This is a genomic window from Delftia sp. DT-2, from assembly GCF_028401915.1.
GTDB lineage: Bacteria > Pseudomonadota > Gammaproteobacteria > Burkholderiales > Burkholderiaceae_C > Comamonas > Comamonas tsuruhatensis.
The window spans coordinates 22,476-47,323 of record NZ_JAQOTI010000026.1 but is presented as its reverse complement, the minus strand read 5'-3'; the positions used below and the strand labels follow the sequence as shown (position 1 = coordinate 47,323).

Genomic DNA, 24,848 nt, shown 5'->3' with positions numbered 1-24,848 from the left:
GCCGCGCCTGGGCCTGCGTGGGGCGCAGCCAGGCAGCGCGCAGGCGCACGTCCTGGGGGGCGGCTGCGCCGGCCGGCTGCGCGTCGCGCCAGCGGCCGGCGTCATCGCCCAGCACGCTGGCCACGCCGATCCAGTCCAGGCGCAGGTCGCCTGCGGCCTCGCCGCCCAGGCGCTCGCGCAGCACCTCGCCAGCCAGCCGGGCGCGCTCCAGGGCGCGCGGGCCGGCATAGGAGATCTCGCCCTCGGCCAGCCAGCCCGAGGCATGGCAGACATTGACCTTGTAGTGGCCGTTGTGCGCATGGCCGCGCACGCCGCTCAGGCGCACGGCGTCAGGCCCCACCTGGTGCACCTCGGCCTCGGACAGGTCGGCCACCACGTCGGGCGTCAGGTAGGCGGCCGGGTCGTGCACCTCGTACAGCAGCTGTTCCTTGACCGTGCGTTCGCTGACCAGGCCGCCCGTGCCTTCGGGCTTGGTGATGGTGCAGTCGCCCGAGGGCTCGATGATGGCGATGGGATAGCCCAGCCGCGCCAGGCCCTGCACGTCCTTGAAGCCCGGGTCAGCGAAGTAGCCGCCCGTGACCTGGGCGCCGCATTCCAGCAGGTGGCCGGCCATGGTGGCGCGCGCCAGGCGGTCCCAGTCGTCCCAGGCCCAGCCGAAATGCGCCATGGCCGGCCCCAGGGTCAGCGAGGGGTCGGACACGCGGCCGGCCACCACGATCTCGGCGCCGGCCTGCAAGGCCTCGGCAATCGCGCGCGCGCCGATGTAGGCGTTGGCACTGACCAGCGAATCCTCGGGGAACTCCGCGCCCAGCGCGGCCCGCAGCGCCCCGCGGTACGCCGGGCCGCTGACATCGTCGCCATGCACCACGGCGATGCGCGGCACGCGCAGGCCCAGGCGCTGCGCCAGCCGCTGGATGCAGCGCGCCGCGCCTTCGGGATTCGCCGCACCGAAGTTGCTGACGATGCGTATGCCATGCGCCAGGCAATCGGCCAGCACGGGCTCCAGCAGGTCCTCCAGCAGGGGTTCGTAGCCCGCGTCGGGCTGCTCGCGCCGCGCGAGCTGGGCCAGCGCCAGCGTGCGCTCGGCCAGGGTCTCGAAGATCAGGCAGGCGCTCTGGCCGCTGGCCGCCAGGGCGCGCACCACGGGCGCGGCGGCATCGGTGCGGTCGCCCGAGAAGCCGGCTGCGCAGCCCACCCACAGCGGGGGCCTGTCCGGGGCAAGAGAGGGTTCCAGGTTGTCCATGAGAGCCAATGTAGGCAGCCGCTGCTAATCTGTGAAATCGATTGTTCGGATCGACTTATCCAAAAACCCGATGAATATCTCCTCCCGCCAGCTCGATGCCTTCATCGCCCTGGCCCAGCTCAGCAGCTTCACCCTGGCCGCGCAGCGCTGCCATCTGTCGCAGCCGGCCTTCAGTGCCCTGATCAAGGGGCTTGAAGACGGCGTGGGCGTGCGCCTGTTCGACCGCAGCACGCGCCACGTGGCGCTGACGCAGGAGGGGGCGCAGTTCCTCGATGCCGCGCAGCGCATACGCGCCGACCTGGGCGATGCCGTGCACGGCCTGCGCGAGGCGGCGGCGCTGCAGCGCGGGCGCGTGTCCATCGCCCTGCTGCCTTCGCTGGCGGCGGCCTGGCTGCCGCCCGTGCTGGCGCTGTTCCATGCGCGCCATCCGGGCATACAGCTGCAGGTGTCGGACCTGCTGTCCGAATCGTGCATCGCCCAGGTGGCCTCGGGCCAGGCCGATCTGGCGCTGGCCGCCATCCGCGCCGACACCGAGGAGCTGCAGGCCGAATGGTTCTGCGCCGACCGGCTGCACCTGGTCTGCCGCGCCGACCATGCGCTGGCGGCCCTGCCCGCGCCGGCCATGGCCGACCTGCGGGACCAGCCCTTCATCCAGCTCGCCCGCCACAGCAGCGTGCGCCAGTACCTGGAATCGCAGGAGCAGGCCCCGCCCCTCAACACCTTGCTGGAGGTGGAGCACCTGGCCACCGTGATGGGCATGGTGCGCGCGGGCCTGGGCATCAGCGTGGTGCCGGCCCTGGCGCTGTTCCACTTCGTGCAGCCTGGCCTGGTGACGCGCCCGCTGGCCGATGCCGACCGCCGGCGCGACCTGTACCTGGTGCGCAGGCGCCAGCGCAGCCTGTCGCCGGCCGCCCAGGCCTTCCACGCGCTGGCGCTGGAGCATCGGCCCGGTGCGGGCGAGACCACCTGATACGGGGCAGCACGAACCTCGCAGCACAATAGCCTGATCGCCAACCGCCTCCGAAAGCCGCCACCGTGGGTGAATTCGACCTGATCCGCCGCTTCTTCCAGCGCCCCGTGCGCCGCGCCGCCCTGGGCGTGGGCGATGACTGCGCACTGCTCGCCCCGGCGCCGGGCATGCAGTTGGCCGTCTCCAGCGACATGCTGGTCGAGGGCCGGCATTTCTTCGCCGACGTGGACCCGCGCCTGCTGGGCCACAAATCCCTGGCCGTGAACCTGTCCGACCTGGCGGCCTGCGGCGCGCGCCCGATGGCCTTCACCCTGGCCCTGTCCCTGCCGCGTGCCGATGCGGCCTGGACCGAGGCGTTTGCGGCCGGTCTGCTGGCGCTGGCCGACGCCCACGGCTGCGAGCTGGTCGGCGGCGACACCACCCAGGGGCCCTTGAACATCTGCATCACCGTCTTCGGCGAAGTGCCGCCCGGCCAGGCCCTGCTGCGCAGCGGCGCGCGCGCGGGCGACGACATCTGGGTCAGCGGCAGCCTGGGCGATGCCCGCCTGGCGCTGGAAGCCCTGCTGGGCCACACCACCTTGCCACCCGGCACGCTGGCCGCCGCGCGCCAGCGCCTGGAAGCGCCCACGCCGCGCGTGGCCCTGGGCCAGGCGCTGCGCGGCATTGCCAGCAGCGCGCTGGATGTGAGCGACGGCCTGCTGGGCGACCTGGGCCACATCCTGGAGCAATCCCGCGTGGGCGCCAGCCTGGATACGCGCCTGATCACGCCGCTGCTCGATGCCGGCCGGCACACGCCCCTGACCATCGACCTGCTGCACCAGTGCACCCTGTCCGGCGGCGACGACTACGAGCTGTGCTTCACGGCCCCGGCCGACCGGCGCGATGCCGTGCAGTCCGCAGGCCGCGACAGCGCCACGCGCGTCACGCGCATCGGCTGCATCGAGGAGCAGCCCGGCCTGCGGCTGATCGGCCCGGACGGTGCGGCCATGGCGCCCCGATGGGCCTCATTCGACCACTTCGCTGCGGCCTGAGGCCGCGCCAAACCACTTTCATCCGAGAAGGACTGCCCATGGTTCAACGCTCCGCCCTGCCCGCCCTCTCTGCCCTGGCAGCCGCCTGCTTCCTGCTGGCAGGCACCCCGGTCCAGGCCCAGGCACAAGCCCAGGAAGCCACCATCGCCCGCGCCCCCATCGCGCGCGTCACCCTGTATGCGGGCGTGGCCTCGGTGGAGCGCACGGCGCGCATCACGGCCGCCACGCGCCAGCTGGTGTTCGAGTGCCTGCCCGGCTCCATCGACCCGCAGAGCCTGCAGGTCAGCGCCGATGCCGGCGTGCGCCTGGGCGACTACAAGCTGCAGTCGCAGCCGCGCGAACTGGCCTCCAAGGCCTGCGCCAGCCCGCTGGAGCAGCAGATCCGCACGCTGGAAGACCAGCTGGCCGCGCTGGAGGCCGACGAGTCCGCCGCCAAGCTCGTGGGTGACTACCTGCAGGGCCTGGCCAAGCCCAGCGATGACGCCAAATCCCCCGCCCTGCCCGCCGCCAGCCAGCTGGGCGCCGCCACCGAGGCGCTGCGCAGCACCAGCCGTGGCAACACGCTGCGCGCCCACCAGATCCTGCGGCAAAAGCAGGCGCTGCAGGAGCAGCTCAGGCCGCTGCAGCTCGAACGCGACCGCACGGGCGCAGGCAACGCCCAGGTGATGAAGGTCACCGTGCAACTGGCCAGCCCGGCCGATGCCAATGTGCAGCTGACCTACCAGGTGCGCGGCCCGAGCTGGCAGCCCACCTACCGCGCCCAGCTGGACCCGGCCAAGGGCACGGTGGCCATCGAACGCCTGGCCCTGGTGGCCCAGAACAGCGGCGAGGACTGGAGCCAGGTGCAGCTGCTGCTGTCCACCGGCCAGCCTTCGCGCAGCACGCAGGCGCGCCTGCCCAATCCCTGGACGCTGGATGTGGAACGGCCCCGCCCCGTGGCCGCCATGGCCCCTGCGCCAGCGCCGGCCCCGGCGGCCCCTGCGATGATGCTGGAGCGCGCCCGCAAGCCCGGGGCGGCCGGCGAGGCCGCCGAACTGCCGGTGCTCGATGTCGCCAGCCTCAACACCGCCTACGCCACGCAGTTCTCCGTGCCCTACCGCATCAGCGTGCCCTCCAGCAGCGAGCGCGTGACCCTGGCCCTGGGCTCGCAGAACCTGCCAGCCACCCTGCTCACGCGCACGGCGCCCGCCGTGGAAGAGGCCGCCTACCTGGTGGCCCAGCTGGCCGTGCCGGCCGGTGTCTGGCCCGCAGGCCCCGTGGCCCTGTTCCGCGAAGGCGCCTTCGCCGGCCAGGGCCGGCTGGACTTCGGCAACGCCGCCGCGCTGGCCCAGGGCCTGTCCTTCGGCCGTGACGACAAGGTGGTCGTGCGCAACCTGCCCGTGGACTCGGCCACGGGCAGCGGCGGCCTGCTCAGCAGCAGCACCGAACGCCAGGTCACGCGGCGCTTCCAGGTGGACAACCGCCATGACCGCGCCATCGAGCTGCAGGTGGTGGACGCCGCACCCGTCTCGCGCAACGAGCAGATCCGCGCGCAGTCCCAGTACAACCCGCAGCCGGCCACCACGCGCTGGAACGACCGCAACGGCATGATCGCCTGGCAGCAGCCGCTGGCCGCTGGCGCCAGCGCCAGCTTCGAGGCCCGCCACCAGATCCGCCATCCGCAGGATCTGGCGGTCGAAGAGCGTCAGTGAAGCACCAGGGCCGCGCTTATGATCTCGCCCCATGAGTGACGCGCCGCTGCGGCCGGAGGTTTCCGGCGATCCTGCTACCCCCACCTTTGCCTCTGCGGCGCGCCCACCGGAAGGCCCGCCGCAGAGCGGCATGGCACGCCCCACGCTGGAATTCATGATGTCCCACCCGGCCCACTTCATCGCCATGGGGCTGGGCTCGGGGCTGGGGCGCATCGCGCCCGGCACCGTGGGCACGCTGTGGGCCTGGCTGTCCTTCCTGCTGCTGCAGCACTGGTTCACGCCCCAGCAGATCGGCCTGCTGATCGCGGGCAGCATTCCGCTGGGCTGGTGGGCCTGCACGGTCACGGCGCGCCACATGCGCGTGGCCGACCCGGGCAACCTGGTCTGGGACGAGATCGTGGCCTTCTGGCTGGTGCTGTGGCTGGTCATGCCCACGGGCTTCTGGGGCCAGCTCATCGCCTTTGCGCTGTTTCGCTTCTTCGACGCCGCCAAGCCCCAGCCCGTCAAATGGGCGGACCGGTGCTTCAAGGGCTTCGGCTGGCGCGGCGGCTGGGGGATCATGTTCGATGACCTGGTGGCCGCCTTCTGCACGCTGCTGGTCATCGCGCTATGGCGCCATTTCATTGGCTGAAGGAGCTGGCATGGGCGCATCCCACGAACTCGTCGAAACCCTGGCAGGCCTGCTGCTGCAGCGCGGCTGGATGCTGGCCACGGCCGAGAGCTGCACGGGCGGCATGATCGCTGCGGCCTGCACGGACCGCGCCGGCTCCAGCGAATGGTTCGAGCGCGGCCTTGTCAGCTACTCCAACGCGGCCAAGCACGACCTGCTGGGCGTGCCCGAGGCGCTGATCGCCGAGCACGGCGCCGTGAGCGAGCCCGTGGCGCGCGCCATGGCCGAGGGCGCCGTCGCCCACTCACGCGCGCAGTGCAGCGTGGCCGTGACAGGCGTGGCCGGGCCGGGCGGCGGCAGCGCCGCCAAGCCCGTGGGCACGGTCTGGTTCGGCTGGAGCGTGTACGGCACCACGCACAGCGAATGCGTGCGCTTTGACGGCGACCGCGCCGCCGTGCGCCAGGCCACCGTGGCACACGCCTTGCAGCGCCTCAATGCGCTGATCAGCGCAAGGCTTTTATGAGCCTGTGCGCGATCTCCTGCAGCGGTGCAGGCAGGGCGCGGTAGCTTTCCAGCAGGCGCTGCTCGTCCACGGGCAGCGGCGCGTTGTCGTCTTCAAGCCCCGCCGTCAGCTCCAGCGCCGTGGTCTGCAGCGCCAGGGCCACGCGGGCCAGGGTGTCGTTCTTGAGGGTGCGGATGGCCCCCGATTCGATCTGCGACACGGCCGAGGCCGTGATGCCTGCGGCCTCGGCCAGCCGGCCCTGGGTCATGCCCAGTTCGGCGCGGCGGGCGCGTATGCGTTCACCGATATGTCTCATGGCCCGTGCATCCAAAGCCTGTGGCGCGGGCGCTCAGGCGCCGTGGCACTTCTTGAACTTCTTGCCGCTGCCGCAGGGGCAGGGGTCGTTGCGGCCCGGCTGCTCGCCCTTGACGATGGTTTCCTGGCGCGGGCCCATGCTCTTCCAGATCTGGCGCAGGTCGTACAGCGCCCAGATGGCCTCGCCGAACTGCTCCACGCGCTCCTGGCTGGTGCTGGCGGGGCCGTCCTCGTCGTACATGCAGACTTCGGGCTTGCCGGTGTCGTCCTCGGTCAGGGCCACGACGGCGTTGAGCGCCTCGTTGAGCCAGCCGGCGGCTTCCTTGTCGCGCGGGGCGGCCCATTCCTCGGCCCAGTTCTCGACCACGAACATGAAGCCCAGCGCCCAGATCTGGCCGAACGAGGGAATCTCGCCGTCATCGGGACGCTCTTCCTCGGGCAGCGACAGGATGGCGCCGCGCATGTCCATGGCCTCGGGCTGGAAGGTGCGGTCGTCTTCCAGCGTCTTCACGTCGGCGTCCAGCTGGGTGCGGATCTCGTCCATGCGCAGGCCCACCAGCTCCAGAAAGCGAGCCTGCTGCGCCGCGTCCTTGAACACTTCCATCAGCGGCAGCGGCTGGCCCTCGGCCACCTCCAGCGTGCCGCCGTCGCCCAGCAGCATGGGCAGCCACTCGGCGGCCGGCACCTCGCGGCGCGTGCAGATCAGCGCCGTCAGGAAACCGTCGCAGAACTCCCACTGCGGAATCTCCTCGCCGCGCGTGCGCAGCTCGTCGAGCAGATCGTCAAGCTCCTCTAGCGCCTCGGGCGTCAGGGCAGGCTCGTCGGGCAGGGCGGTGGCTTCGTGGGCGTCGTTGGACATGGCGGAAATCTCTAGGGAAAACAGGGAGAAGGAACCGGCCACGGCCAGCCCCTCGAATGAATGGCCCGCAGTGTAGCCGCGCCGCCATGTCCGTGGCGCCCGGTCGGAACTTGCCCCGAAAGCCCAGCCGCCCCGATCGCCCGTGACCCCTGAGACGGGCGCGGCCCAAAGTCAGGGGCGCCGAGCAAGAGCCGCCTCGGGGCGATGGCGCCGTCCCCCTCCCTCGCGAAGCGAGTAGAGAGGGGGAAGCCGCGCAGCGGCTCAGGGGTTCAAAGAGTCCTTCCGATGATCTCCTTCATGATCTCGTCGCTGCCCCCGTAGATCCGCCCTATGCGCGCATCGGTCCAGGCGCGGCCGATCTGGTATTCGGTCATGTAGCCGTAGCCGCCGTGCAGTTGCAGGAATTCGTCGAGCAGGCGGTTTTGCAGCGCCGTGGCATTGAGCTTGACCATGGCGGCCCGGTCGGGGGCGAGCGCGCGGCGCAGGTGCAGGGCGATGCAGTCGTCCACGAAGACGCGCAGCATGGTGGCCTGGGCCTTGGCCTCGGCCAGCTTGAAGCGCGTGTTCTGGAAGTCGAACACCGGCTGGCCGAAGGCCTTGCGCTCGCGCGTGTAGGCAATGGTCTTGTGCAAAAAGGCTTCGATGGAGGCGGCCGCGCGCACGGCCACCACCAGGCGCTCCTGGGCCAGTTCGTGCATCAGATACCTGAAGCCCGCGTTCTCCTCGCCCAGCAGGTGGTCGGCCGGCACGCGCACGTTGTCGAAGAACAGCTCCGAGGTGTCCTGCGCCATGAGGCCGATCTTCTCGAGCTTGCGGCCCTTGGAGAAGCCGGGCATGCCGTCCTCGACCACGATCAGGGACACGCCCTTGGCACCCATCTCGGGCGCGGTCTTGGCGACGACGATGACCAGCTCCGAATTGATGCCGTTGGTGATGAAGGTCTTCTGGCCGTTGAGCACGTAGTGGTCGCCCTCGCGCCGCGCCGTGGTGCGCACGGACTTGAGGTCGCTGCCCGCGCCGGGCTCGGTCATGGCGATGGCGCCGATCAGCTCGCCTGCGGCCATGCGCGGCAGCCAGCGGTCCTTCTGCACCTTGTTGCCATAGGCATGGATGTAGGGCGCGACGATGTCCGAATGCAGCGGAAAGCCCAACCCGCTGGCGCCCGTGCGCGCGATCTCCTCCAGCAGCACGGCCGCATGGCCGAAGTCGCCGCCGCCGCCATAGGGCTCGGGCAGCATGGGGTTGAGCAGGCCTTCGCGCCCGGCCTTGCGCCAGACCTCCTTGGGCACGATGCCCTGGCGCTCCCATTCGGCATGGTGGGGGACGATCTCGCGCTCGAAGAAGCGGCGGGCCTGCTCGCGGAACTGTTCATGGTCTTCGCGGTAGACGGAGCGCTCGGTCAGGTCTTGCATGGGTCGGTATCCGGTGGTTGTCGGTGAGGAAAGACGGGGAAGGGCCGTTCAGGCGCTGCGCAGGTTGAAGCCCGCGTGGGGCTGCTCGCGCAGCCTGTCCTTGAGCACGCGGCGCAGCAGCTTGCCCGTGGGCAGGCGCGGCAGCTCGTCCACGAACTGCAGGCGCTGCGGGCGCTTGAGGCGCGACAGCGTGGCGCCGGCCTCGGCGACGATGGCGCGCGCCATCTCGGCGCTGGCCGCATGGCCCTGGCGCAGCACGACCACGGCCATGGGCTGCTCGCCGAAGTCGGGCTCGGGCACGCCGACCACGGCCACCTCCTGCACGGCCGGGTGCGTGGCCAGCGCGTTCTCTATCTCCTGCGGATAGAGGTTGACGCCGCCCGACAGGATGAGGTCGGCCCGCCGGTCGCTGAGAAAGAGGTAGCCCTCCTCGTCCACATGGCCCAGGTCGCCGTAGGTGGCCCAGCCACGCTCGTCGATGGCCTCGCGGGTCTTGGCGGGGTCGTTGAGGTAGGCGAAGGGCGCCACGTCCGAGAAGAACACGCGGCCGATCTGGCCCGCAGGCAGCTCCTGCCCGTCGTCGCCCACGATGCGCAGCCGACCGTAGCTGGCGCGGCCCACGGAGCCTGGACGCCGGCGCCATTCGGCGGAGTTGATCAGGGTGATGCCGCAGCCTTCGGAGCCTGCGTAGTACTCCAGCAGGATGTCGCCCCACCAGTCCAGCAGCGCCTGCTTGACGGCCACCGGGCAGGGCGCGGCCGCATGGATGGCGCAGCGGTGGCTGGACAGGTCATAGCCGTGCCGCACCTCCTCGGGCAGCTGCAGCAGGCGGCCCAGCATGGTCGGCACCCATTGGCTGTGGGTGATGCGGTAGCGCTCGATCATCGCCAGCGCCTGCTGTGCGTCGAAGCGCGCCGTGATCACCACCGCGCCGCCGCCGTCCAGCGTGCGCAGGCAGTAGCGCAGCGGCGCTGCGTGGTACAGCGGCGCGGGCGAGAGGTAGACCGTGTCGGCGTCAAAGCCCATGTTGCGCTGCCAGGCCAGGAATTCGGGGTCGGCCTGCGTGCGGTAGAGCGCCGCCGGCAGCGCCTTCTTGATCCCCTTGGGCCGGCCCGTGGTGCCCGAGGAGTACAGCAGGTCGCGCCCCAGCGGACGGCCTGACAGGTCGATGGGCGCGGGCGCCTGCGCACGCCAGGCGGCCAGGGCATCGGCCAGCGACGGCAGGCCGGTGGATGCGCAGTCTCCGTCCACCGAATGCACGGAGGGGGCCAGTTCGGCCGGCAGCTGCGCCGCCGTGGCGGCCGAGGCAAAGACATGGCGCGACCCGCTGTCGCCCAGGATGTAGGCCACCTCGGGCGCCGTCAGGTGGGTGCTGATGACCACCGTGTACAGGCCCGCCAGGCGCGCGGCCAGCACCAGCTCCAGGATCTCCACGCGGTTTTCCATCAGCACGGCCACCGTATCGCCGGCCGCCAGGCCTTGCCCGGCCATCCACTGCGCCACCTCGCGCGAGCGCTGCGCCAGCGCGCCCGCCGTGTGCTGCTGGCCGCTGTCGCCCATGGTCAGCGCAACGCGGTCGGGCCGGGCATCGGCCCAGCTGTGAAAGTCATGCACGCCTGTCTCCTTTGCTTTTTTGAATCCGCCGTCTCGAATTCATCGGGTTTCAGCAAGTATTTTTGTTTGCTCGCGGTTTTTCATCCGGGAAAACGCTTTGTTCAATGCAAATTTCGAGACTTATCATTCATTTCGTGAACCTCCAGTCTCATTAAATCAGCATGAACACTCCCGTCATCGTCGATGCCATCCGCAGTCCCATGGCCCGGGCCAAGCCCGATGGCGCCCTGGCCCAACTCCACCCCGTCGATCTGCTCAGCCAGGTGCTGGAGCAGCTCGTGCAGCGCAACCGCATCGACCCCGGCGCGGTGGACGATGTGATCACCGGCTGCGTGAGCCAGGCTGGCGAGCAGGCCGGCACGCCGGGCCGCCTGGCCTGGCTGGCCGCAGGCCTGCCGGCCCATGTGCCGTCCACCACCATTGACCGCAAGTGCGGCTCCAGCCAGCAGGCCGTGCACTTTGCCGTGCAGGCCATCATGTCGGGCACGCAGGACATGGTGATCGCCTGCGGCGTGGAGTCCATGAGCCGCGTGCCCATGGGCAGCTCGCGCATGGGGCAGAACACCACGGGCGCACGCTTCGATGCGCGCTTTGCACCGGGGCTGGTGGGCCAGGGCGTGTCGGCCGACCTCGTGGCCGCGCGCTGGGGCCTGAGCCGCGAGGAACTGGATGCCTATGCCGCGCGATCGCACCAGCGCGCCCATGCGGCCCAGTCGGCCGGGCACTTCGAGCGCGAGATCGTGGGCATCACCACGCCTGCCGGCCTCTTCACGGCCGACGAGACCATCCGCCCGGCCACCACGGCGCAGAAGCTGGGCGCGCTCAAGGCCGTGTTCCAGAACGACGAGCTGTCGGCGCGCTTTCCGCAGATCCGCTGGCACACCACGGCGGGCAATGCCTCGCAGATGACCGACGGCGCCAGCGCCATGCTGCTGATGAGCGAGAAGCGCGCCCAGCAGCTGGGCCTGCGCCCGCGTGCGCGCTTCGTGGCGCTGGACGTGGTGGGCGACGATCCGCTGTACATGCTCACGGCCCCCATTCCCGCCACGCGGCGCGTGCTGGCCAAGGCCGGCATGCGGCTGGAGCAGATGGACCACTGCGAGATCAACGAGGCCTTCGCCTCCGTGCCCCTGGCCTGGCTGAAAGAGCTGAGGGAACTGGGCGCCGACCCCGAGCGGCTGAACCCGCGCGGCGGCGCCATCGCCCTGGGCCATCCGCTGGGGGCCTCGGGCATCCGCCTGATGACCACCATGCTGCACGCGCTGGAGGACAGCGGCGCGCGCTACGGCCTGCAATCCATGTGCGAGGCCGGCGGCATGGCCAACGCCACCATCATCGAACGCCTGTGAGCCAGGCACGGGAGACACATCCATGCAACTGCAAGAGAACATGACGGCCCTGGTGACGGGCGGCGTATCGGGCCTGGGCGAGGCATCGGCCCTGGCGCTGCTGGAACGCGGCCTGAACGTGGTGGTGGTGGACCTGAACGAGGACCGCGGCGCGGCCATGGTGGACGCCGCCCGCCAGCGCCACGGCAGTCGCCTGCGCTTCGTGAAGGCCGACGTGGCCGACGCCGACCAGATGGCCGCCGCCATTGCCGCCGCCGAGGACTTCGGCGAGTTCCGGGCCCTGGTGCACTGTGCGGGCGTGGGCGGGCCGCTGCGGCTGGTGGAAAAGGACGGCAGCCCGGGCTCGCTGGACAAGTACACGGGCATCGTCCGCGTGAACCTGATCGGCACCTTCAACACGCTGCGCCTGGCCGCCGCCAGCATGGCGCGCAACGAGCCCGTGCAAGGCGAGCGCGGCGCCTGCGTGCTCACGGCCTCGGTGGCGGGCTACGAGGGGCAGATCGGCCAGATTCCCTATGCGTCGGCCAAGGCCGGCATCATCGGCATGACCATCGTCGCCGCGCGCGACCTGGCCACGCGCATGATCCGCGTGTGCACCATTGCGCCGGGCCTGTTCGACACGCCCATCCTGGCCAAGCTGCCCGACAACATCCGCCAGTCGCTGGCCGCCTCCGTGCCCAACCCCGCACGCCTGGGCCACCCGTCCGAGTACGCGCTGACCGCGCTGCACATTCTTGAAAATCCCATGCTCAATGGCGAGACGATTCGCCTGGACGGTGCCATTCGGATGAGTCCTCGCTGAGAAGCGCCCCGGCCCAGCACACGCGCGGAGAAGAAACACCATGTTCAAACGTCTCACGCTGGCGGCGGCTGCCTTGCTGTGCGCCACGGCCGCCATTGCAGCCGATGCCTGGCCCACCCGGCCCATCACCCTGGTCGTGCCGGGCGCGGTCGGGGGCTCCACCGACATTCCCGCGCGGCTGCTGGCGCTCAAGCTGGGCGAGCGGCTGGGCCAGCCCGTCATCGTGGACAACAGGCCGGGCGCGGGCGGCTCCATCGGTGCCAGCCAGGTGGCACGCGCGCAGCCGGACGGCTATACGGTGCTGGTGGGCAACACGGGCTCCAACGCCATCAACTACACGGCCTACAAGAAGCTGCCCTACAGGCCCGAGGACTTCGTGGCGCTGACGGACATGATCTCGTTTTCCAACGTGCTGGTCGTGCCGCAGGCATCGCCGGTGCGCTCGCTGGACGATCTGCTCAAGGCCGCGCGGCAGGCGCCGGGCAAGTTGTCGTTCTCCTCGGCCGGCGTGGGCCAGACCACGCACCTCATGGGCGAGCTGCTGCGCGAGCGCACAGGCGTGGACGTGGTGCATGTGCCCTACCGCGGCTCGGCACCGGCGACGGCGGCCATCGTCTCGGGAGAGACGCAGTTCATGTTCGACAACCTCACGGCCTCGCTGGTGCACATCAAGGCGGGCAAGCTGCATCCCATCGCCGTGACGGGCGCGCAGCGCGAGCCCGAGCTGCCCAACGTGCCCACCACCACCGAGCTGGGCCTGCAGGACTTCGACAAGGTCGGCTGGATGGGTTTCTTCCTGCCCGCGCAGACGCCGCCCGCCGTGGTGCGCAAGCTCACCGACGGCCTGGTCGCCGTGCTCCGGGACCCCGAGGTGGCGCGCCGCTACCGCGAGCTCGGCGGCCGCCCGGGCGGCATGCCGCAGGCGCAGTTCACCCAGCTGGTGGACAACGACCGCAAGAGCTGGGGCGCGCTGATCACCAGCCGCCAGCTGCAACTCGACTGAACCGATTTCGACGGAGACGCCATGAAGGTGCTGGACAGCGTGCGCGTGCTGGAGATTGGCGGCATCGGCCCGGGGCCGTTCTGCGCCATGCATCTGGCGGACCTGGGTGCCGATGTGGTGTCCATCGTGCGGCCTGAGGCGGAACCCGCCGCCACCTCAGCCGCCTCCGCGCTGTCGCGCGGCAAGCGCTCGGTGTTCGCCGATCTCAAGTCACCCGAAGGGCGTGACCTGGTGCTGGCCCTGGTGCGCGATGCCGATGCGCTGATCGAGGGCATGCGGCCCGGCGCCATGGAGCGCCTGGGCCTGGGACCCGAGGCCTGCCAGGCCCTCAACCCGCGCCTGGTCTATGGCCGCATGACGGGCTGGGGCCAGGACGGCCCGCTGGCCCATGCAGCCGGCCACGACAACAACTATGCGGCCGTCTCAGGCGCGCTGTGGGGATGCGCGCCGGCCGATGCCCGGCCGGTCTCGCCGTTTGCCACGCTGGGCGACATCGGCGGCGGCGCCATGTACCTGATGACGGGGCTGCTGGCCGGCATCGTGCAGGCGCGCGCCACGGGGCGCGGCACGGTGGTGGACGCGGCCATCGTCGATGGTGCGGCGCACATGCTCAACCTCATGCTGCACGCGCGCCAGCGCGGTCTGGTGGCCGACGAGCGCGGCCACAGCATCCACGACAGTGCACCGTTCTACGAAACCTATGCCTGTGCCGATGGCGGCTTCATCACCGTGGGAGCCATCGAGCCGCAGTTCCACGCCCTGCTGCTGGACAGGCTGGGCCTGGCCGGTGCCGCAGCGTTCCAGGGCCCCCAGTGGGACCGCGCCGCCTGGCCCGCGCGGCGCGCGCAGCTGCAGACGCTGTTCGCCTCCCGGCCCCGCGCGCACTGGCAGCAATTGCTGGAGGGCAGCGATGCCTGCTTCGGCGCCGTGCTCAGCCCTGTGGAAGCCGCCAGCCACCCGCACCTGCAGGCGCGTGGCGTCTATCTGCAGCCCGAAGGCGGCGCCCTGCAGGCCAGCCCCGCGCCACGCTTTGACGGCCAGGCCTATGCGCCGGGCCGTGCGAATGCCGCAGGCTCCGACACCGCCAGCGTGCGGGAGAAGGTGAGCGCAGGGCGCGCGCAGGAAGTCTGGCGCAGCGCCCGCTGATTCACGAGAGGCTGGAGGCGCCCAGCATGCCTTCGACCAGGCGCACCAGCGTGATCAGGCGCGGCCCGGCATCGCTTTCCAGCGCGCGGCTTTGCGGGCTGTAGATGGGCAGGGAGACCGAGAACACCCAGTACTCGCCGTCCTGGGCCGTGGACATGGGCACGGCAATGGACTGGATCTCGCGGTGCAGGTCGCCGTGGCTGCGGCAAAAGCCGTGCTCGGCCAGGTCGCGCCGCGCATCGTCGAGCCGCTCGCGCAGTTGCTGGGCGCGTGCGGGATCGTCGGCCTGCAGTTCCGCGATGAAGGCCTCGCGCTCGGCCTCGGGCAGGCTCAGCAGGTAGGCGCGGCCCGTGGCGGTGCGCGACAGCGAGATGTGCACGCCGATCTCGGGCAGGAAGACCTTGTTGGTCAGGCCGTTGGCCAGCTCCACCAGGCACAGCTGGCGGCCGTGGCCCACGGCCAGCTGGATCTGGCCCTCCAGGTGATTGGCCAGCTCCTGCATGTGCGGCCGCGCGAACTGGCGCATGTGCATGCGCGCCAGCACGGGCGAGGACAGGTTCAGCAGCCCCACGCCCGGCACGTACTTGGACAGGCGCTCGGAGTAGCGCATCAGGTTCAGTTCGCACAGGGTGTCAATCAGGCGGAACAGCGTGGGCTTGGGCAGGCCCGTCATGTCCATCAGTTCACGGGCGCTGAGCTCCTGGTGCTTGTTGGAAAAGCACTGCAGTACGGAGATGCCGCGCACCAGGGCGGCCACCAGCTTGCCACTGTCTTCGGAGTTCATGGATTGATGAGGGCTGAAAAGATGAAACGATTGTCTCAATTTTCAGGGTGCCGCCGCACAGATTTCCAGCGCCATGCGCAGTGCAAACCCGTAAACAGGCCTTGCCCCGCGCAACGGACATGACACGGCACAATCGGTCCATGCTTGGCGCCCTGCGCCTCCCACCAGAAAAGCCTGCCGTGTCCGAACCGTTTGCCGCCGTCCCGCCTTCCGAATCGCCAGACTACGACGCCTTCCTGCGCGCCCATGTGCTGAGCCAGCCTTTGAGCATCCAGCGCTATGACCGCGGCGACGAAACCATCTGGGTCAAGCGCGCGGGCGCCAGCAACCCGGCGTGGCGCTATCGCGCCCTGGCCCTGCTGGCCGCCGGCCTGCGCCTGCCCGTGCTGCGGCCCGTGCCCAACCCCGGCGGACACGAAGCCATCCGCACCGAGGTACGCCGCCTGCGCCAGCTCGCGCAGCGCGGCCTGCGCGTGCCTGCCGTGCTGGCCGAGTGCGAGGACGGCTTTGCCATGCGCCACCTGGGCAGCCCCGGCGTGGAGGCGCCCTCGCTGGGCAATGCCATGGAAGCCGCCCTGCCCCGGGGGGATGGCAGCACGCTGGCGCTGTGGCTGCAGGGCCTGCAGACCCTGCAGCAGGTGCATGGCAGCGGCGACTGCCTGAGCCAGGCCTTTGCGCGCAACATGGTCTGCTGTGCCGATGGCGTGATCGGCTTCATCGACTTCGAGGACGACCCTGCCGCCCACCTGCCCCTGGCGCTGTGCCGCGTGCGCGATGCCCTGTGCTACGCCCACTCCACGGCCTGGATACTGGAGCAGGCCGGCGCCATGCCGGCCGCGCGCACGGCCTGGCGGGACTTCGTGCAGTCCATGGAGCCCGAGACCCGCGCCCTGATGGCGCGCACCGTGAAACAGCTGGCCTGGGTGCGCCGCCTGCCTGAGAGCCGCCGCCTGGGCCGCGACATGCAGCGCGTGCGCATGGCCTACACGCTGGTGACGCCGTAGCGGCAGCGGGCTGCACGCCTCAACCCGGCCTCAACCGGGCTTCAGCCGGGCCTCACCGGGCAGATGGCCCAGCGAGGCGCTGACGCGCGCCGCTTCGGCGCGCAGGGCCCGGGCCACAGCGCCCTGCGGGTCCGGGTCGAAGCCGCCGCTGGCGCCCAGCGCGCACAGCACGCCCACCACATGGCCTGTGTAGTCGTGCAGCGGCGCCGCCACGGCGCTGATGCCCGGCAGGTTGACGTCGCGCACCGAGGCGCAGCCCGCAGCGCGGATCTCGCGGCGCAGCGTGCCCAGCGGGTCCGCGCCATCGAGCAGCGCGCGCCGCGCGGCCGGCGCCTCGGCCAGCTCCCGGGCCAGCAGCGCATCCACGCGGGCATCGTCGTCCATGAAGGCGAAGAAGGCGCGTCCCGTGGCCGACCACAGCAGCGACATCACCGAGCCCACGCGCACATTGACGGTGACCGGCAGGCCCGGCTCCTCGAAGCGCACGATGGTCGGCCCCAGGTTGCCCATCACGGCCACGAAGCTGGTGACCTGCAAGGCCTCGCGCAGGTGCAATAGGGCAGGCTCGGCCAGGCGGATGGGGTCGGACTGCCGCATGGCGGCCAGGCCCACGCGCATGGCCTCGGCCGCCAGCGCGTACTGCGTGCCGCCACGGTCCTGCTCCACCAGCCCCTCGGCCATCAGGCTGGCCAGGTAGCGGTGGACCTTGGCCGGGCTTTCCTCCACCGCGCCCGCGATGGCCGTGAGGCTGGCGCGTCCGCCCAGCGTGGCCAGGGCCTTGAGCACGGCCAGGCAGGTCTCGGCGGCCTGCACGCGCTGGCGCCTTTCGCGCGGCGGCGCGGGCTCGTCAATCTCGGAGACAACAGTGGAAGTCATGGCGGCAGGACGGGTCTGGAAAGGCCTGTTTTAAGGGCTGGCGGGGCCTTGTGCCGCAGCTTGCGGGTAATCCCGGGCGGTATTTTTACGCAATGCGTAGAAAAATTACGCAAAACAAGATTCCATGGATTCCACCCAGGCCTCACCGGAGACAAGCCCCATGCACAAGCGCCTTTTCCTCACCACACTGGCCGCAGGCCTGCTATCGGCCACCGCCCTGCCCGGCGCGCTGGCCCAGGACGGATTCCCCAGCAGGAACGTGCGCTGGATCGTTCCCTACGCGGCCGGCGGCGGCTCGGACTTCTTGGCCCGCACCATAGGCCAGGCCTGGGGCGGCCAGGTGCACCAGCCCATCGTGGTGGACAACCGCCCGGGCGGCAACACGGCCATAGGCGCCTCGGAAACCGCGCGTGCTGCCGCCGATGGCTACACCGTGCTGTCGGCCGACAACGGCACCCTGGTCTTCAATCCCGTGCTCTACAAGAGCCTCAGCTACAACCCCGCCAGGGACCTCGCGCCGGTCACGCTGATGGGCCGCTTCCCGATGATCCTGGTGGCCGGCCCCGGCATGGCAGCGGCCACGGCCAAAGACTTCCTGGCCCAGGCGCGCACCAGCAAGGACGGCGTGAACTACGCCTCGGCCGGCGCCGGCAGCCCGCACCACCTGGCCATGGAACTGCTCAGGGTGGAGGCCGGCCTGAAGCTGGTGCACGCGCCCTACAAGGGCGCGGCGCCGGCCCTGGGCGACGTGGCTGGCGGCCAGGTGCCCGTGATGATGGTGGACTTGGCCGCGGGCGCAGGCTTCATCAAGGGCGGCAAGGTCCGCCCGCTGGCCGTGGCCAACGCCACGCGCCTGCCCCAGTTGCCCGACGTGCCCACCTTCGCCGAGCTGGGCCTGCCCAAGGTGCAGGCCGCCGCCCTGGTGGGACTGGTGGCGCCCGCCAGGACGCCGGCCCCGGTCATCGCGGCCCTGCACCGGCAGGTCGTGGCCGCGATCAACGAGCCCGCCGTGCGCCAGAAGCTCGTGGATTTCGGCGTGGAGCCCGTGGGCAACACGCCCGAGCAGTTCGCCGCGCTGCTGGCCAGCGAAAGCACGCGCTGGCACCAGCTGATCCGCGACCAGAACATCACTTTGGATTGACCCTCCGCGCCTGCCTGCCTGCGAACAACCAGCCATGACTGCCTCCGCCGCCCCCGACACCGCCCCGTCCGCTTTTGCGCCAGCATTTGCGCCCGGCTCTGCGCCCGCCTCCGCGCGCTGCCCCTTCGACCACCGCCAGCCCAGCGGCCAGACCGGCCCCACGGGCTGCCCCGTCAGCGCAGGTGCCGCGGCCTTCGACCCGTTCAGCGACGGCTACCAGCAGGACCCGCCCGAATATGTGCGCTGGGCGCGCGAGCAGGAGCCGGTGTTCTACAGCCCGCAACTGGGCTACTGGGTGGTCACGCGCTTCGACGACATCAAGGCGGTGTTCCGCGACAACATCGCCTTCAGTCCCTCGATCGCGCTGGAGAAGATCACGCCCACGGGCGAGGAGGCCAATGCCGTGCTGGCCTCCTACGGCTTCGCGCTGAACCGCACCCTGGTCAACGAGGACGAGCCCGCCCACATGCCGCGCCGCCGCGCGCTGATGGACCCGTTCACGCCCGAGGAGCTGCGCCACCACGAGCCCATGGTGCGCGAGCTGGCGCGCGCCTATGTGGACCGCTTCATCGACGACGGCCGCGCCGACCTTGTGGACCAGATGCTGTGGGAGGTGCCGCTGACCGTGGCCCTGCACTTCCTCGGCGTGCCCGAGGAGGACATGGACCGGCTGCGCGAGTACTCCATCGCCCACACCGTCAACACCTGGGGCCGGCCCCGGCCCGAGCAGCAGGTGGCCGTAGCCCATGCGGTGGGCAACTTCTGGCAGCTGGCCGGCAAGGTGCTGGCCAAGATGCGCGAGAACCCCGATGCGCCGGGCTGGATGCAATACGGCATACGCAAGCAAAAGGAGCTTCCCGAGGTCGTCACCGACTCCTACCTGCACTCCATGATGATGGCCGGCATCGTGGCCGCGCACGAGACCACGGCCAATGCCACGGCCAACGCCGTCAAGCTGCTGCTGCAGCATCCCGGCGCCTGGAAGCAGATCTGCGAGAACCCCGCGCTGATCCCCAATGCCGTGGAGGAATGCCTGCGCCACAACGGCTCGGTGGCCGCCTGGCGGCGCCTGGCCACGCGCGACGTGGTGATCGGCGGCGTGGCCGTGCCGGCGGGCTCGAAGCTGCTCATCGTGACCTCGTCGGCCAACCACGACGAGCGGCATTTCGCCGATGCCGACTTCTTCGACATCCACCGCGACAACGCCGGCGACCACCTGACTTTCGGCTATGGCTCGCACCAGTGCATGGGCAAGAACCTGGCGCGCATGGAGATGCAGATCTTCCTGGAGGAGTTCACGCGCCGCCTTCCCCACATGCGGCTGGCCGAGCAGCGGTTCACCTACGTGCCCAACACCTCGTTCCGGGGCCCCGAGCACCTGTGGGTGGAGTGGGACCCGGCCCTCAACCCCGAGCGCGCCCGTCCCGCCCTGCTGCAGGCGCGCCAGCCCGTGCGCATCGGCGAAGCCCTGCAGGGCGGCGCCAGCCGGCCCATGGTCGTGGCCGAGGCCGAGGCTGCCGCCGAAGGCGTGCTGCGCCTGCGCCTGAAGGCCGCCGATGGTCACGCCCTGCCGCGCTGGACGCCGGGCTCGCACATCGACCTGCAATGCGGCGACACAGGCCTGTCGCGCCAGTATTCGCTGTGCGGCGACCCGCAGGACACCGGCAGCTACGAGATTGCCGTGCTGCGCGAGACCAACGGCCGTGGCGGCTCGGCCTGGGTGCATGAGCATCTGCACCGCGGCGCCACCGTACAGGTGCGGGGCCCGCGCAACCATTTCCCGCTGGACGAAGGCGCCAGCCACCTGATCCTGGTGGCCGGCGGCATCGGCATCACGCCCATCTCGGCCATGGCACGGCGCGCCAGGGCGCTGGGCCTGTCCTATGAAATCCACTACAGCGGCCGGCGCCGCGCGGGCATGGCGCTGCAGGCGCCGCTGCAGGCCGAGCATGGCGCCCGGCTGCACCTGTACGTGGCGGAGGAAGGCCGGCGCGCCGACTACGCCGCCCTGCTGGCCACGCCGCGCGCCGGAGCCCGCATCCATGCCTGCGGACCGGCGCGCCTGCTGCACGGCCTAGAGGCCGCCAGCCGCCACTGGCCCGAGGACAGCCTGCGCGTGGAGCACTTCGTCTCCACCGTGGGGGCGCTGGACCCTGCCAGGGAGCAGGGCTTCGAGGTGGAACTGCGCGCCTCGGGCCTTGTGGTGCAGGTGCGCAACGACCAGACGCTGCTGGACGCCCTGCGCAGCGCGAAGATCGAAGTGCAAAGCGACTGCCGGGAAGGGCTGTGCGGGTCCTGCGAAGTGCCCGTGCTCGAAGGCGAGGTGGACCACCGAGACATGGTGCTCACGCGCGGCGAGCGCGCGGCCTGCACCAAGATGATGAGCTGCTGCTCGCGCGCCAGGAGCGGCAGGCTGGTGCTGGGCCTGTAGACAGGGCTCCGCTGCCCTGTGCCCGCAAGCCCGGCGCCCAGATGCCTGGCGCCCAGAAACACAAAAGCCCCAAGGCCATCATCGGCAAATGGGGCGATCGCATCGGTGGGCGCGCTTCGGGGCGCACCTGCCTCCAACCGGATTACTGGTTGGCGATTTCGAGCTCGGCGTTGCGGGCTTGCTGGATGAAATCGATCAGGGAATAGATTGCTTGGCGCATGGTGAACTTCCTTACTGAGACGCTCAACAATCACTGGCGGCATGCATCTCAAGTGCCGCGAATGCCGGGAAAACCCTCTAAGCGTTTACCCTAGGTCTAAGTATAAACCACTAGATCCCGGCGTGCAAACGCACAGTTGTAAGCGCACGTCAAGATTCCGCAGAGGTGCCCAACTGCGTCCCAATGTCAGGCATGGGATGATTCAGGCTTATGACCGCGCCTTCCGTTTCCCTCGCACCCTGGCACATAGAGCCGCTGAACCCGGCCGAGGCGCCGTGGCCGCTGCTGCTGTCGGCGGACCCGTCGCGGGAAAAGGTGCGCGGCTATCTGGCGGGCTCCACCTGTTTTGCCGCGCGCGAGTCCTTCCAGCGCGAAGGCCAGCCGCCGCGTCCCGGCGGGCGCGGCGAGGTATTGGGCATGTGCGTGCTGGTGCCGCTGCGCGCCAGCGGCGACGAGGCCTCAGGCCCACCCGCCTGGGAGCTGATGAACATCGCGGTCGCGGAATCGCTGCATCACCGGGGCCTGGGCACCGCCCTGCTGCGCCAGGCCATCGCCTGGGCGCGCTCGCAAGGTGCTCCCCGCATCGAGGTCGGCACCGGCAGCTTCGGCGACCAGCTGGTCTTCTACCAGCGCGCGGGGTTTCGCGTGACGGGAATCGTGCGTGACTTCTTTCTGAAGCACTACACCACCCAGCTGTGGGAGCGCGGCGTGCAGCACCGCGACATGCTGCGCCTGACGCTGGAGCTGGGCACGGGCCGCTGAACGGCCGCCCCGCTCAGTCCGAAGACATCTTCATCAGCACCAGGCCCGAGACGATGAGCACGGCCGCGCCGATGCGCATGGCGCTGACCTGCTCGCCCAGGACCGTGATGCCGACCAGGAAGGCGCCCACGGCGCCGATGCCGGTCCAGATCGTGTAGGCCGTGCCCAGCGGCAGGCTGCGCATGGCCACGGCCAGCAGGCCGAAGCTGGCGATCATGGTGACGATGGTGATGGCGCTGGGCACCAGCCGCGTGAAGCCGTGCGATTGCTTCATCGAAAACGCCCAGACCACTTCGAGCAGCCCCGCCACCAACAGATAGACCCATGCCATGGAAAACTCCTTGTGAAGCCGGGTCGTCCCGGCGCATGCATGTCCCGATGTGGGGGAGGCCGTCCTCCTGGCAGAAGGGCTTGTGCCTCCTGCATGGCCGCCAGTTTAGGAGAAAGCCTTCAAGCCGGCCGCACCCAGCCTGTTGCCCCATTGCCGCCTGGGTGGTTGCTGCACAACAGCGGCCAGGGCGTCAGGCGGCCAGTGCCTCTTCCTGTTCAGCCAGCAGGATGTTGCCCACGGTGGCGCCCAGGCCGGCCACGCGCTTGCGCAGCTTGAGCACGGCCTTGTCCTTGCTGATCAGCAGCGCCTGGTGCTGGCTGGCCAGGTCCAGGAAATGCTGGTCGTCGGGGTCGGTGCAGGCAAAGCGGATGCGCGGCGCATCGGCCACGTATTCGACGGCTCCGTCGAAGGCCGAGAGCACGCCTTCGGCCGTCTTGCCGTAGAAGGCCACGCGCGGCGCGATCTGGCTGTAGTGCAGCACGCGTTCGAGCTCGATGCGCTGGGCCTGGTCGGCGATCCAGCGCATCTGCCCCTGCTCCACCAGCTCGCGGATCGGCGGAACATGCGGATCGTCGAAGATCAGCATGTCAAGGACCACATTGGTATCGAGCACCACGGGCCGGGGCAGGGGACCTTCGTAGCCGTCGTTGCACTGCGGCCAGCGCAGCACGATCTTCATGGCGCGGCGCCCTCTGCCGGGCCTTCGGCGGCCTTTCTGGGCTTGACAGCGCCACGGACCATGTCGAAGCGGAACAGCCGGCACTCGATGGGGCCGTTCCACATGGGCGTGCGCCGCGCTTCCTTCAGGCGCATCTTGCCGGGCAGCTTGAGGTCGGGCGTGAGCATCCAGGCGCTCCAGCCGCTGTAGTTCTTCTTCCAGTGGGTGGCCAGCTGGCTGAAGAATTCCACGCCGTCCTCGGTCTGGGCCGTCTCGCGGCCCGCGCGCTCGACCACTTCCATGCGTTCGCCGGCGCTGCGGCCGGCCGAGCCGGCTGCGGCAATGCGCTCGCCATAGGGCGGGTTCAGCAGCATCAGGCCGGGCTGCTCGCAGGGCGGCATGCGCTGCAGCGCGTCGCCACCGCGCAGTTGCACGGTCTGGCCCACGCCAGCGCGCTCGGCGTTGCGCTGGGCAAAGTCCACCATGCGGTGGGACACGTCGGAGCCATAGATGGCCACGGGGCTGTCGGGCAGGATGGCGGCCTCGGCCTCGTCCAGCATGGCTTCCCACACATGCCTCTGGAAGGGCACCAGCTTCTCGAACGCGAAGCGCCGCAGAATGCCGGCCGGAATGCGGCGTGCAATCTGCGCGGCCTCGATCAGCACCGTGCCGCTGCCGCAGCAAGGGTCGTACAGCGGCTGGGGATCGTCGCCGTGCGGGTCCCAGCCCGTGGCGGCGATCATGGCCGCGGCCAGGGTTTCCTTGAGCGGCGCATCGCCCTTGTCCTCGCGCCAGCCGCGCTTGAACAGCGCCTCGCCCGAGGTGTCGATGTAGATGGTGGCCTCGTCGGTCGTCAGGTGCAGGTGCACGCGCACGTCGGGGTGGCGCGTTTCCACGTCGGGGCGCACGCCCTTCCTGTCGCGGAAGCGGTCGGCAATGGCGTCCTTGACGCGCAGCGCCGCAAAGTTGAGGCTGGTCAGCGGGCTGTGCTGGGCCGTGACTTCGATCTTGAAGCTCTCGCGCGGGGAGAACCAGATCTCCCAGGCCACTTCGCTGGCGGCGCGGTACAGGTCGTTTTCGTTGCGGTACAGGGTCTGCGACAGCTGCACCAGCACGCGCTGGGCCAGACGGCTGTGCAGGTTCAGCAGCAGGGCGTCGCGCCACAGGCCGCGCACCATCACGCCGCCACGGCCGACCAGGAGGTCGTGGCCGCTCAGGCCGGTGATCGCGTGGACCTCGTCGGCCAGAAATCCCTCGACGCCGGCGGCGCAGGGCAAAAACAGATGCAGTTGGTTCATAGCTTGGGTGCCGAGCATACGCGCACCGCGATTCCCCGCGCAGGCGCCAGCCGAAACCCGCTTGCCTGCGCTTCGGCCCGGGCCTACAGTGGAAGCAACCGCGAGGGAGAGCACCATGAAGACTCGAACCACGCCCGTCCACACGGATTTCCTCGGCGCCACGCAGGCCGCACGCCTGGTGGCGCAGGTCGGCGTCGCCGCCTGCCTGGCCGGCCTGGCCGATGCCATCGAGCAAGACTTCGCGCGCTGGCCCGATTTCGAGAAATCGGCCCGCATCGCCCACCATTCGCCCGGCGGCGTGATCGAGCTCATGCCCGTGTCCGATGCGCTGGACTACGCCTTCAAGTACGTCAATGGCCATCCAGACAACGCCGACCGGGACCTGCCCACGGTGATGGCATTCGGCGCCCTGGCCGACGTGGCCACGGGCCTGCCGGTCTTCCTGTCCGACCTGACGCTGGCCACGGCGCTGCGCACCGCCGCCACCTCGGCGCTGGCCGCGCGCCGGCTGGCGCGACAGGGCTGCCGCAGCATGGCGCTGATCGGCGCAGGATTGCAGTCCGAATTCCAGGCCCTGGCCTTCACCCACCTGCTGGGCGTGGAGCGGCTGCGCATCTTCGACATCGACGTCCAGGCCATGCGCAAGCTGGTGGACAACCTGGGCCATGCAGGCATTGCCGCCCAGCGCATCACCTGCTGCACCAGCAGCGCCCAGGCGCTGGAAGGCGCCGACATCGTCACCACGGTCACGGCCGCCAAGCGCCGCGCCTGCGTGATCGCCGATGCCGATGTGCGC

General features: G+C 70.3%; 24 protein-coding genes. 14 read left to right on the top strand and 10 right to left on the bottom strand.

Going from position 1 to position 24,848, the window contains the following annotated elements; all coding sequences use genetic code 11:
• On the bottom strand, positions 1-1,243 hold a 1,243-nt coding region (locus PO605_RS29465), incomplete at its 3' end, for an acyclic terpene utilization AtuA family protein (RefSeq protein WP_272207283.1).
• Between the two features lie 70 nt (positions 1,244-1,313).
• On the opposite strand from PO605_RS29465, the gene PO605_RS29460 reads away from it, so the two are divergent.
• The 5 genes from PO605_RS29460 to PO605_RS29440 all read left to right on the top strand — a co-directional run bounded on the left by PO605_RS29460 (position 1,314) and on the right by PO605_RS29440 (position 6,068).
• Complete coding sequence (locus PO605_RS29460) at positions 1,314-2,213, top strand: LysR family transcriptional regulator (protein ID WP_047219821.1); 900 nt, start codon at positions 1,314-1,316, stop codon at positions 2,211-2,213.
• Positions 2,214-2,278: 65 nt separating this feature from the next.
• The gene (thiL, locus tag PO605_RS29455) at positions 2,279-3,244 is read left to right on the top strand and encodes a thiamine-phosphate kinase (protein WP_272207282.1); all 966 of its coding nucleotides are present in this window, start codon (positions 2,279-2,281) and stop codon (positions 3,242-3,244) included.
• A 38-nt stretch (positions 3,245-3,282) separates the two neighbouring features.
• Positions 3,283-4,935 carry a DUF4139 domain-containing protein gene (locus PO605_RS29450; RefSeq protein ID WP_272207281.1) on the top strand — a complete coding sequence of 551 codons (1,653 nt, stop codon included), beginning with the start codon at positions 3,283-3,285 and terminating at the stop codon, positions 4,933-4,935.
• 130 nt (positions 4,936-5,065) lie between these two features.
• The gene (locus PO605_RS29445) at positions 5,066-5,566 is read left to right on the top strand and encodes a phosphatidylglycerophosphatase A family protein (RefSeq protein ID WP_012202641.1); all 501 of its coding nucleotides are present in this window, start codon (positions 5,066-5,068) and stop codon (positions 5,564-5,566) included.
• Between the two features lie 10 nt (positions 5,567-5,576).
• Positions 5,577-6,068 (top strand): CinA family protein, encoded by a 492-nt coding sequence (locus PO605_RS29440; RefSeq protein WP_272207280.1) that lies wholly within the window; start codon positions 5,577-5,579, stop codon positions 6,066-6,068.
• On the opposite strand, the gene PO605_RS29435 is transcribed toward PO605_RS29440, so the two are convergent.
• The 4 genes from PO605_RS29435 to PO605_RS29420 all read right to left on the bottom strand — a co-directional run bounded on the left by PO605_RS29435 (position 6,049) and on the right by PO605_RS29420 (position 10,247).
• Positions 6,049-6,363 (bottom strand): helix-turn-helix domain-containing protein, encoded by a 315-nt coding sequence (locus tag PO605_RS29435; RefSeq protein ID WP_012202639.1) that lies wholly within the window; start codon positions 6,361-6,363, stop codon positions 6,049-6,051. The two genes, PO605_RS29440 and PO605_RS29435, sit on opposite strands and share 20 nt — an antisense overlap.
• A 33-nt stretch (positions 6,364-6,396) precedes the next feature.
• Entirely contained in the window at positions 6,397-7,221 is an 825-nt protein-coding gene (locus PO605_RS29430; protein WP_013804727.1) for a YecA/YgfB family protein, read from the bottom strand.
• Between the two features lie 269 nt (positions 7,222-7,490).
• Positions 7,491-8,633 carry an acyl-CoA dehydrogenase family protein gene (locus PO605_RS29425; protein ID WP_047474787.1) on the bottom strand — a complete coding sequence of 381 codons (1,143 nt, stop codon included), beginning with the start codon at positions 8,631-8,633 and terminating at the stop codon, positions 7,491-7,493.
• 48 nt (positions 8,634-8,681) lie between these two features.
• Positions 8,682-10,247 carry an AMP-binding protein gene (locus tag PO605_RS29420; protein ID WP_047474786.1) on the bottom strand — a complete coding sequence of 522 codons (1,566 nt, stop codon included), beginning with the start codon at positions 10,245-10,247 and terminating at the stop codon, positions 8,682-8,684.
• A 161-nt stretch (positions 10,248-10,408) separates the two neighbouring features.
• Here PO605_RS29420 and PO605_RS29415 point away from each other — a divergent pair, with 161 nt between their 5' ends.
• Genes PO605_RS29415 through PO605_RS29400 form a run of 4 tightly spaced genes read left to right on the top strand, consistent with a single transcriptional unit; the run spans position 10,409 to position 14,547 of the window.
• Entirely contained in the window at positions 10,409-11,596 is a 1,188-nt protein-coding gene (locus PO605_RS29415) for a thiolase family protein (protein WP_047327981.1), read from the top strand.
• 22 nt (positions 11,597-11,618) lie between these two features.
• Complete coding sequence (locus PO605_RS29410; protein WP_016450520.1) at positions 11,619-12,398, top strand: SDR family NAD(P)-dependent oxidoreductase; 780 nt, start codon at positions 11,619-11,621, stop codon at positions 12,396-12,398.
• A 40-nt stretch (positions 12,399-12,438) separates the two neighbouring features.
• Positions 12,439-13,401 (top strand): Bug family tripartite tricarboxylate transporter substrate binding protein, encoded by a 963-nt coding sequence (locus tag PO605_RS29405; protein WP_047474785.1) that lies wholly within the window; start codon positions 12,439-12,441, stop codon positions 13,399-13,401.
• Between the two features lie 21 nt (positions 13,402-13,422).
• Positions 13,423-14,547: a CaiB/BaiF CoA transferase family protein gene (locus tag PO605_RS29400; RefSeq protein WP_047474784.1), complete on the top strand. Its 1,125-nt coding sequence runs from the start codon at positions 13,423-13,425 to the stop codon at positions 14,545-14,547.
• 1 nt (position 14,548) lies between these two features.
• On the opposite strand, the gene PO605_RS29395 is transcribed toward PO605_RS29400, so the two are convergent.
• Positions 14,549-15,331, bottom strand: a complete 783-nt coding sequence (locus tag PO605_RS29395) for an IclR family transcriptional regulator (protein ID WP_016450517.1) — start codon at positions 15,329-15,331, stop codon at positions 14,549-14,551.
• Positions 15,332-15,471: 140 nt separating this feature from the next.
• On the opposite strand from PO605_RS29395, the gene PO605_RS29390 reads away from it, so the two are divergent.
• Positions 15,472-16,335, top strand: a complete 864-nt coding sequence (locus PO605_RS29390) for a hypothetical protein (protein WP_212645630.1) — start codon at positions 15,472-15,474, stop codon at positions 16,333-16,335.
• 30 nt (positions 16,336-16,365) lie between these two features.
• Here PO605_RS29390 and PO605_RS29385 read toward each other — a convergent pair whose 3' ends face one another.
• On the bottom strand, positions 16,366-17,211 hold the full coding sequence (locus PO605_RS29385; protein WP_267179170.1) for an IclR family transcriptional regulator: 846 nt from the start codon (positions 17,209-17,211) through the stop codon (positions 16,366-16,368).
• 160 nt (positions 17,212-17,371) lie between these two features.
• On the opposite strand from PO605_RS29385, the gene PO605_RS29380 reads away from it, so the two are divergent.
• From PO605_RS29380 to PO605_RS29370, 3 genes are all read left to right on the top strand, one after another.
• A complete protein-coding gene (locus tag PO605_RS29380; protein ID WP_034389537.1) occupies positions 17,372-18,352 on the top strand; it encodes a Bug family tripartite tricarboxylate transporter substrate binding protein in 981 nt (326 codons plus the stop codon).
• Between the two features lie 34 nt (positions 18,353-18,386).
• Entirely contained in the window at positions 18,387-20,783 is a 2,397-nt protein-coding gene (locus tag PO605_RS29375) for a cytochrome P450/oxidoreductase (protein ID WP_272207279.1), read from the top strand.
• A gap of 430 nt (positions 20,784-21,213) precedes the next feature.
• Positions 21,214-21,765 carry a GNAT family N-acetyltransferase gene (locus PO605_RS29370; RefSeq protein ID WP_017406990.1) on the top strand — a complete coding sequence of 184 codons (552 nt, stop codon included), beginning with the start codon at positions 21,214-21,216 and terminating at the stop codon, positions 21,763-21,765.
• 13 nt (positions 21,766-21,778) lie between these two features.
• Here PO605_RS29370 and sugE read toward each other — a convergent pair whose 3' ends face one another.
• The 3 genes from sugE to PO605_RS29355 all read right to left on the bottom strand — a co-directional run bounded on the left by sugE (position 21,779) and on the right by PO605_RS29355 (position 24,052).
• On the bottom strand, positions 21,779-22,096 hold the full coding sequence (sugE, locus tag PO605_RS29365; RefSeq protein ID WP_013804742.1) for a quaternary ammonium compound efflux SMR transporter SugE: 318 nt from the start codon (positions 22,094-22,096) through the stop codon (positions 21,779-21,781).
• Positions 22,097-22,286: 190 nt separating this feature from the next.
• Positions 22,287-22,775, bottom strand: coding sequence for a putative toxin-antitoxin system toxin component, PIN family (locus PO605_RS29360; RefSeq protein WP_016454612.1), 489 nt, complete (start codon positions 22,773-22,775; stop codon positions 22,287-22,289).
• Positions 22,772-24,052: a THUMP domain-containing class I SAM-dependent RNA methyltransferase gene (locus PO605_RS29355; protein ID WP_047468261.1), complete on the bottom strand. Its 1,281-nt coding sequence runs from the start codon at positions 24,050-24,052 to the stop codon at positions 22,772-22,774. The genes PO605_RS29360 and PO605_RS29355 overlap by 4 nt, the downstream gene beginning before the upstream one ends.
• 115 nt (positions 24,053-24,167) lie before the next feature.
• On the opposite strand from PO605_RS29355, the gene PO605_RS29350 reads away from it, so the two are divergent.
• A partial coding sequence (locus tag PO605_RS29350; protein WP_272207278.1) for an ornithine cyclodeaminase occupies positions 24,168-24,848 on the top strand: 681 nt, incomplete at its 3' end.

What these genes read in the sequence shown, in the direction of transcription:
- PO605_RS29460 (WP_047219821.1), top strand. Translation starts at nt 1,314, where the DNA reads ATGAATATCTCCTCCCGCCAGCTCGATGCCTTCATCGCCCTGGCCCAG.
- PO605_RS29450 (WP_272207281.1), top strand. Translation starts at nt 3,283, where the DNA reads ATGGTTCAACGCTCCGCCCTGCCCGCCCTCTCTGCCCTGGCAGCCGCC.
- PO605_RS29445 (WP_012202641.1), top strand. Translation starts at nt 5,066, where the DNA reads ATGGCACGCCCCACGCTGGAATTCATGATGTCCCACCCGGCCCACTTC.
- PO605_RS29440 (WP_272207280.1), top strand. Translation starts at nt 5,577, where the DNA reads ATGGGCGCATCCCACGAACTCGTCGAAACCCTGGCAGGCCTGCTGCTG.
- PO605_RS29435 (WP_012202639.1), bottom strand. Translation starts at nt 6,363, where the DNA reads ATGAGACATATCGGTGAACGCATACGCGCCCGCCGCGCCGAACTGGGC.
- PO605_RS29430 (WP_013804727.1), bottom strand. Translation starts at nt 7,221, where the DNA reads ATGTCCAACGACGCCCACGAAGCCACCGCCCTGCCCGACGAGCCTGCC.
- PO605_RS29425 (WP_047474787.1), bottom strand. Translation starts at nt 8,633, where the DNA reads ATGCAAGACCTGACCGAGCGCTCCGTCTACCGCGAAGACCATGAACAG.
- PO605_RS29415 (WP_047327981.1), top strand. Translation starts at nt 10,409, where the DNA reads ATGAACACTCCCGTCATCGTCGATGCCATCCGCAGTCCCATGGCCCGG.
- PO605_RS29410 (WP_016450520.1), top strand. Translation starts at nt 11,619, where the DNA reads ATGCAACTGCAAGAGAACATGACGGCCCTGGTGACGGGCGGCGTATCG.
- PO605_RS29405 (WP_047474785.1), top strand. Translation starts at nt 12,439, where the DNA reads ATGTTCAAACGTCTCACGCTGGCGGCGGCTGCCTTGCTGTGCGCCACG.
- PO605_RS29400 (WP_047474784.1), top strand. Translation starts at nt 13,423, where the DNA reads ATGAAGGTGCTGGACAGCGTGCGCGTGCTGGAGATTGGCGGCATCGGC.
- PO605_RS29395 (WP_016450517.1), bottom strand. Translation starts at nt 15,331, where the DNA reads ATGAACTCCGAAGACAGTGGCAAGCTGGTGGCCGCCCTGGTGCGCGGC.
- PO605_RS29390 (WP_212645630.1), top strand. Translation starts at nt 15,472, where the DNA reads ATGCTTGGCGCCCTGCGCCTCCCACCAGAAAAGCCTGCCGTGTCCGAA.
- PO605_RS29385 (WP_267179170.1), bottom strand. Translation starts at nt 17,211, where the DNA reads ATGACTTCCACTGTTGTCTCCGAGATTGACGAGCCCGCGCCGCCGCGC.
- PO605_RS29380 (WP_034389537.1), top strand. Translation starts at nt 17,372, where the DNA reads ATGCACAAGCGCCTTTTCCTCACCACACTGGCCGCAGGCCTGCTATCG.
- PO605_RS29375 (WP_272207279.1), top strand. Translation starts at nt 18,387, where the DNA reads ATGACTGCCTCCGCCGCCCCCGACACCGCCCCGTCCGCTTTTGCGCCA.
- PO605_RS29370 (WP_017406990.1), top strand. Translation starts at nt 21,214, where the DNA reads ATGACCGCGCCTTCCGTTTCCCTCGCACCCTGGCACATAGAGCCGCTG.
- sugE (WP_013804742.1), bottom strand. Translation starts at nt 22,096, where the DNA reads ATGGCATGGGTCTATCTGTTGGTGGCGGGGCTGCTCGAAGTGGTCTGG.
- PO605_RS29360 (WP_016454612.1), bottom strand. Translation starts at nt 22,775, where the DNA reads ATGAAGATCGTGCTGCGCTGGCCGCAGTGCAACGACGGCTACGAAGGT.
- PO605_RS29355 (WP_047468261.1), bottom strand. Translation starts at nt 24,052, where the DNA reads ATGAACCAACTGCATCTGTTTTTGCCCTGCGCCGCCGGCGTCGAGGGA.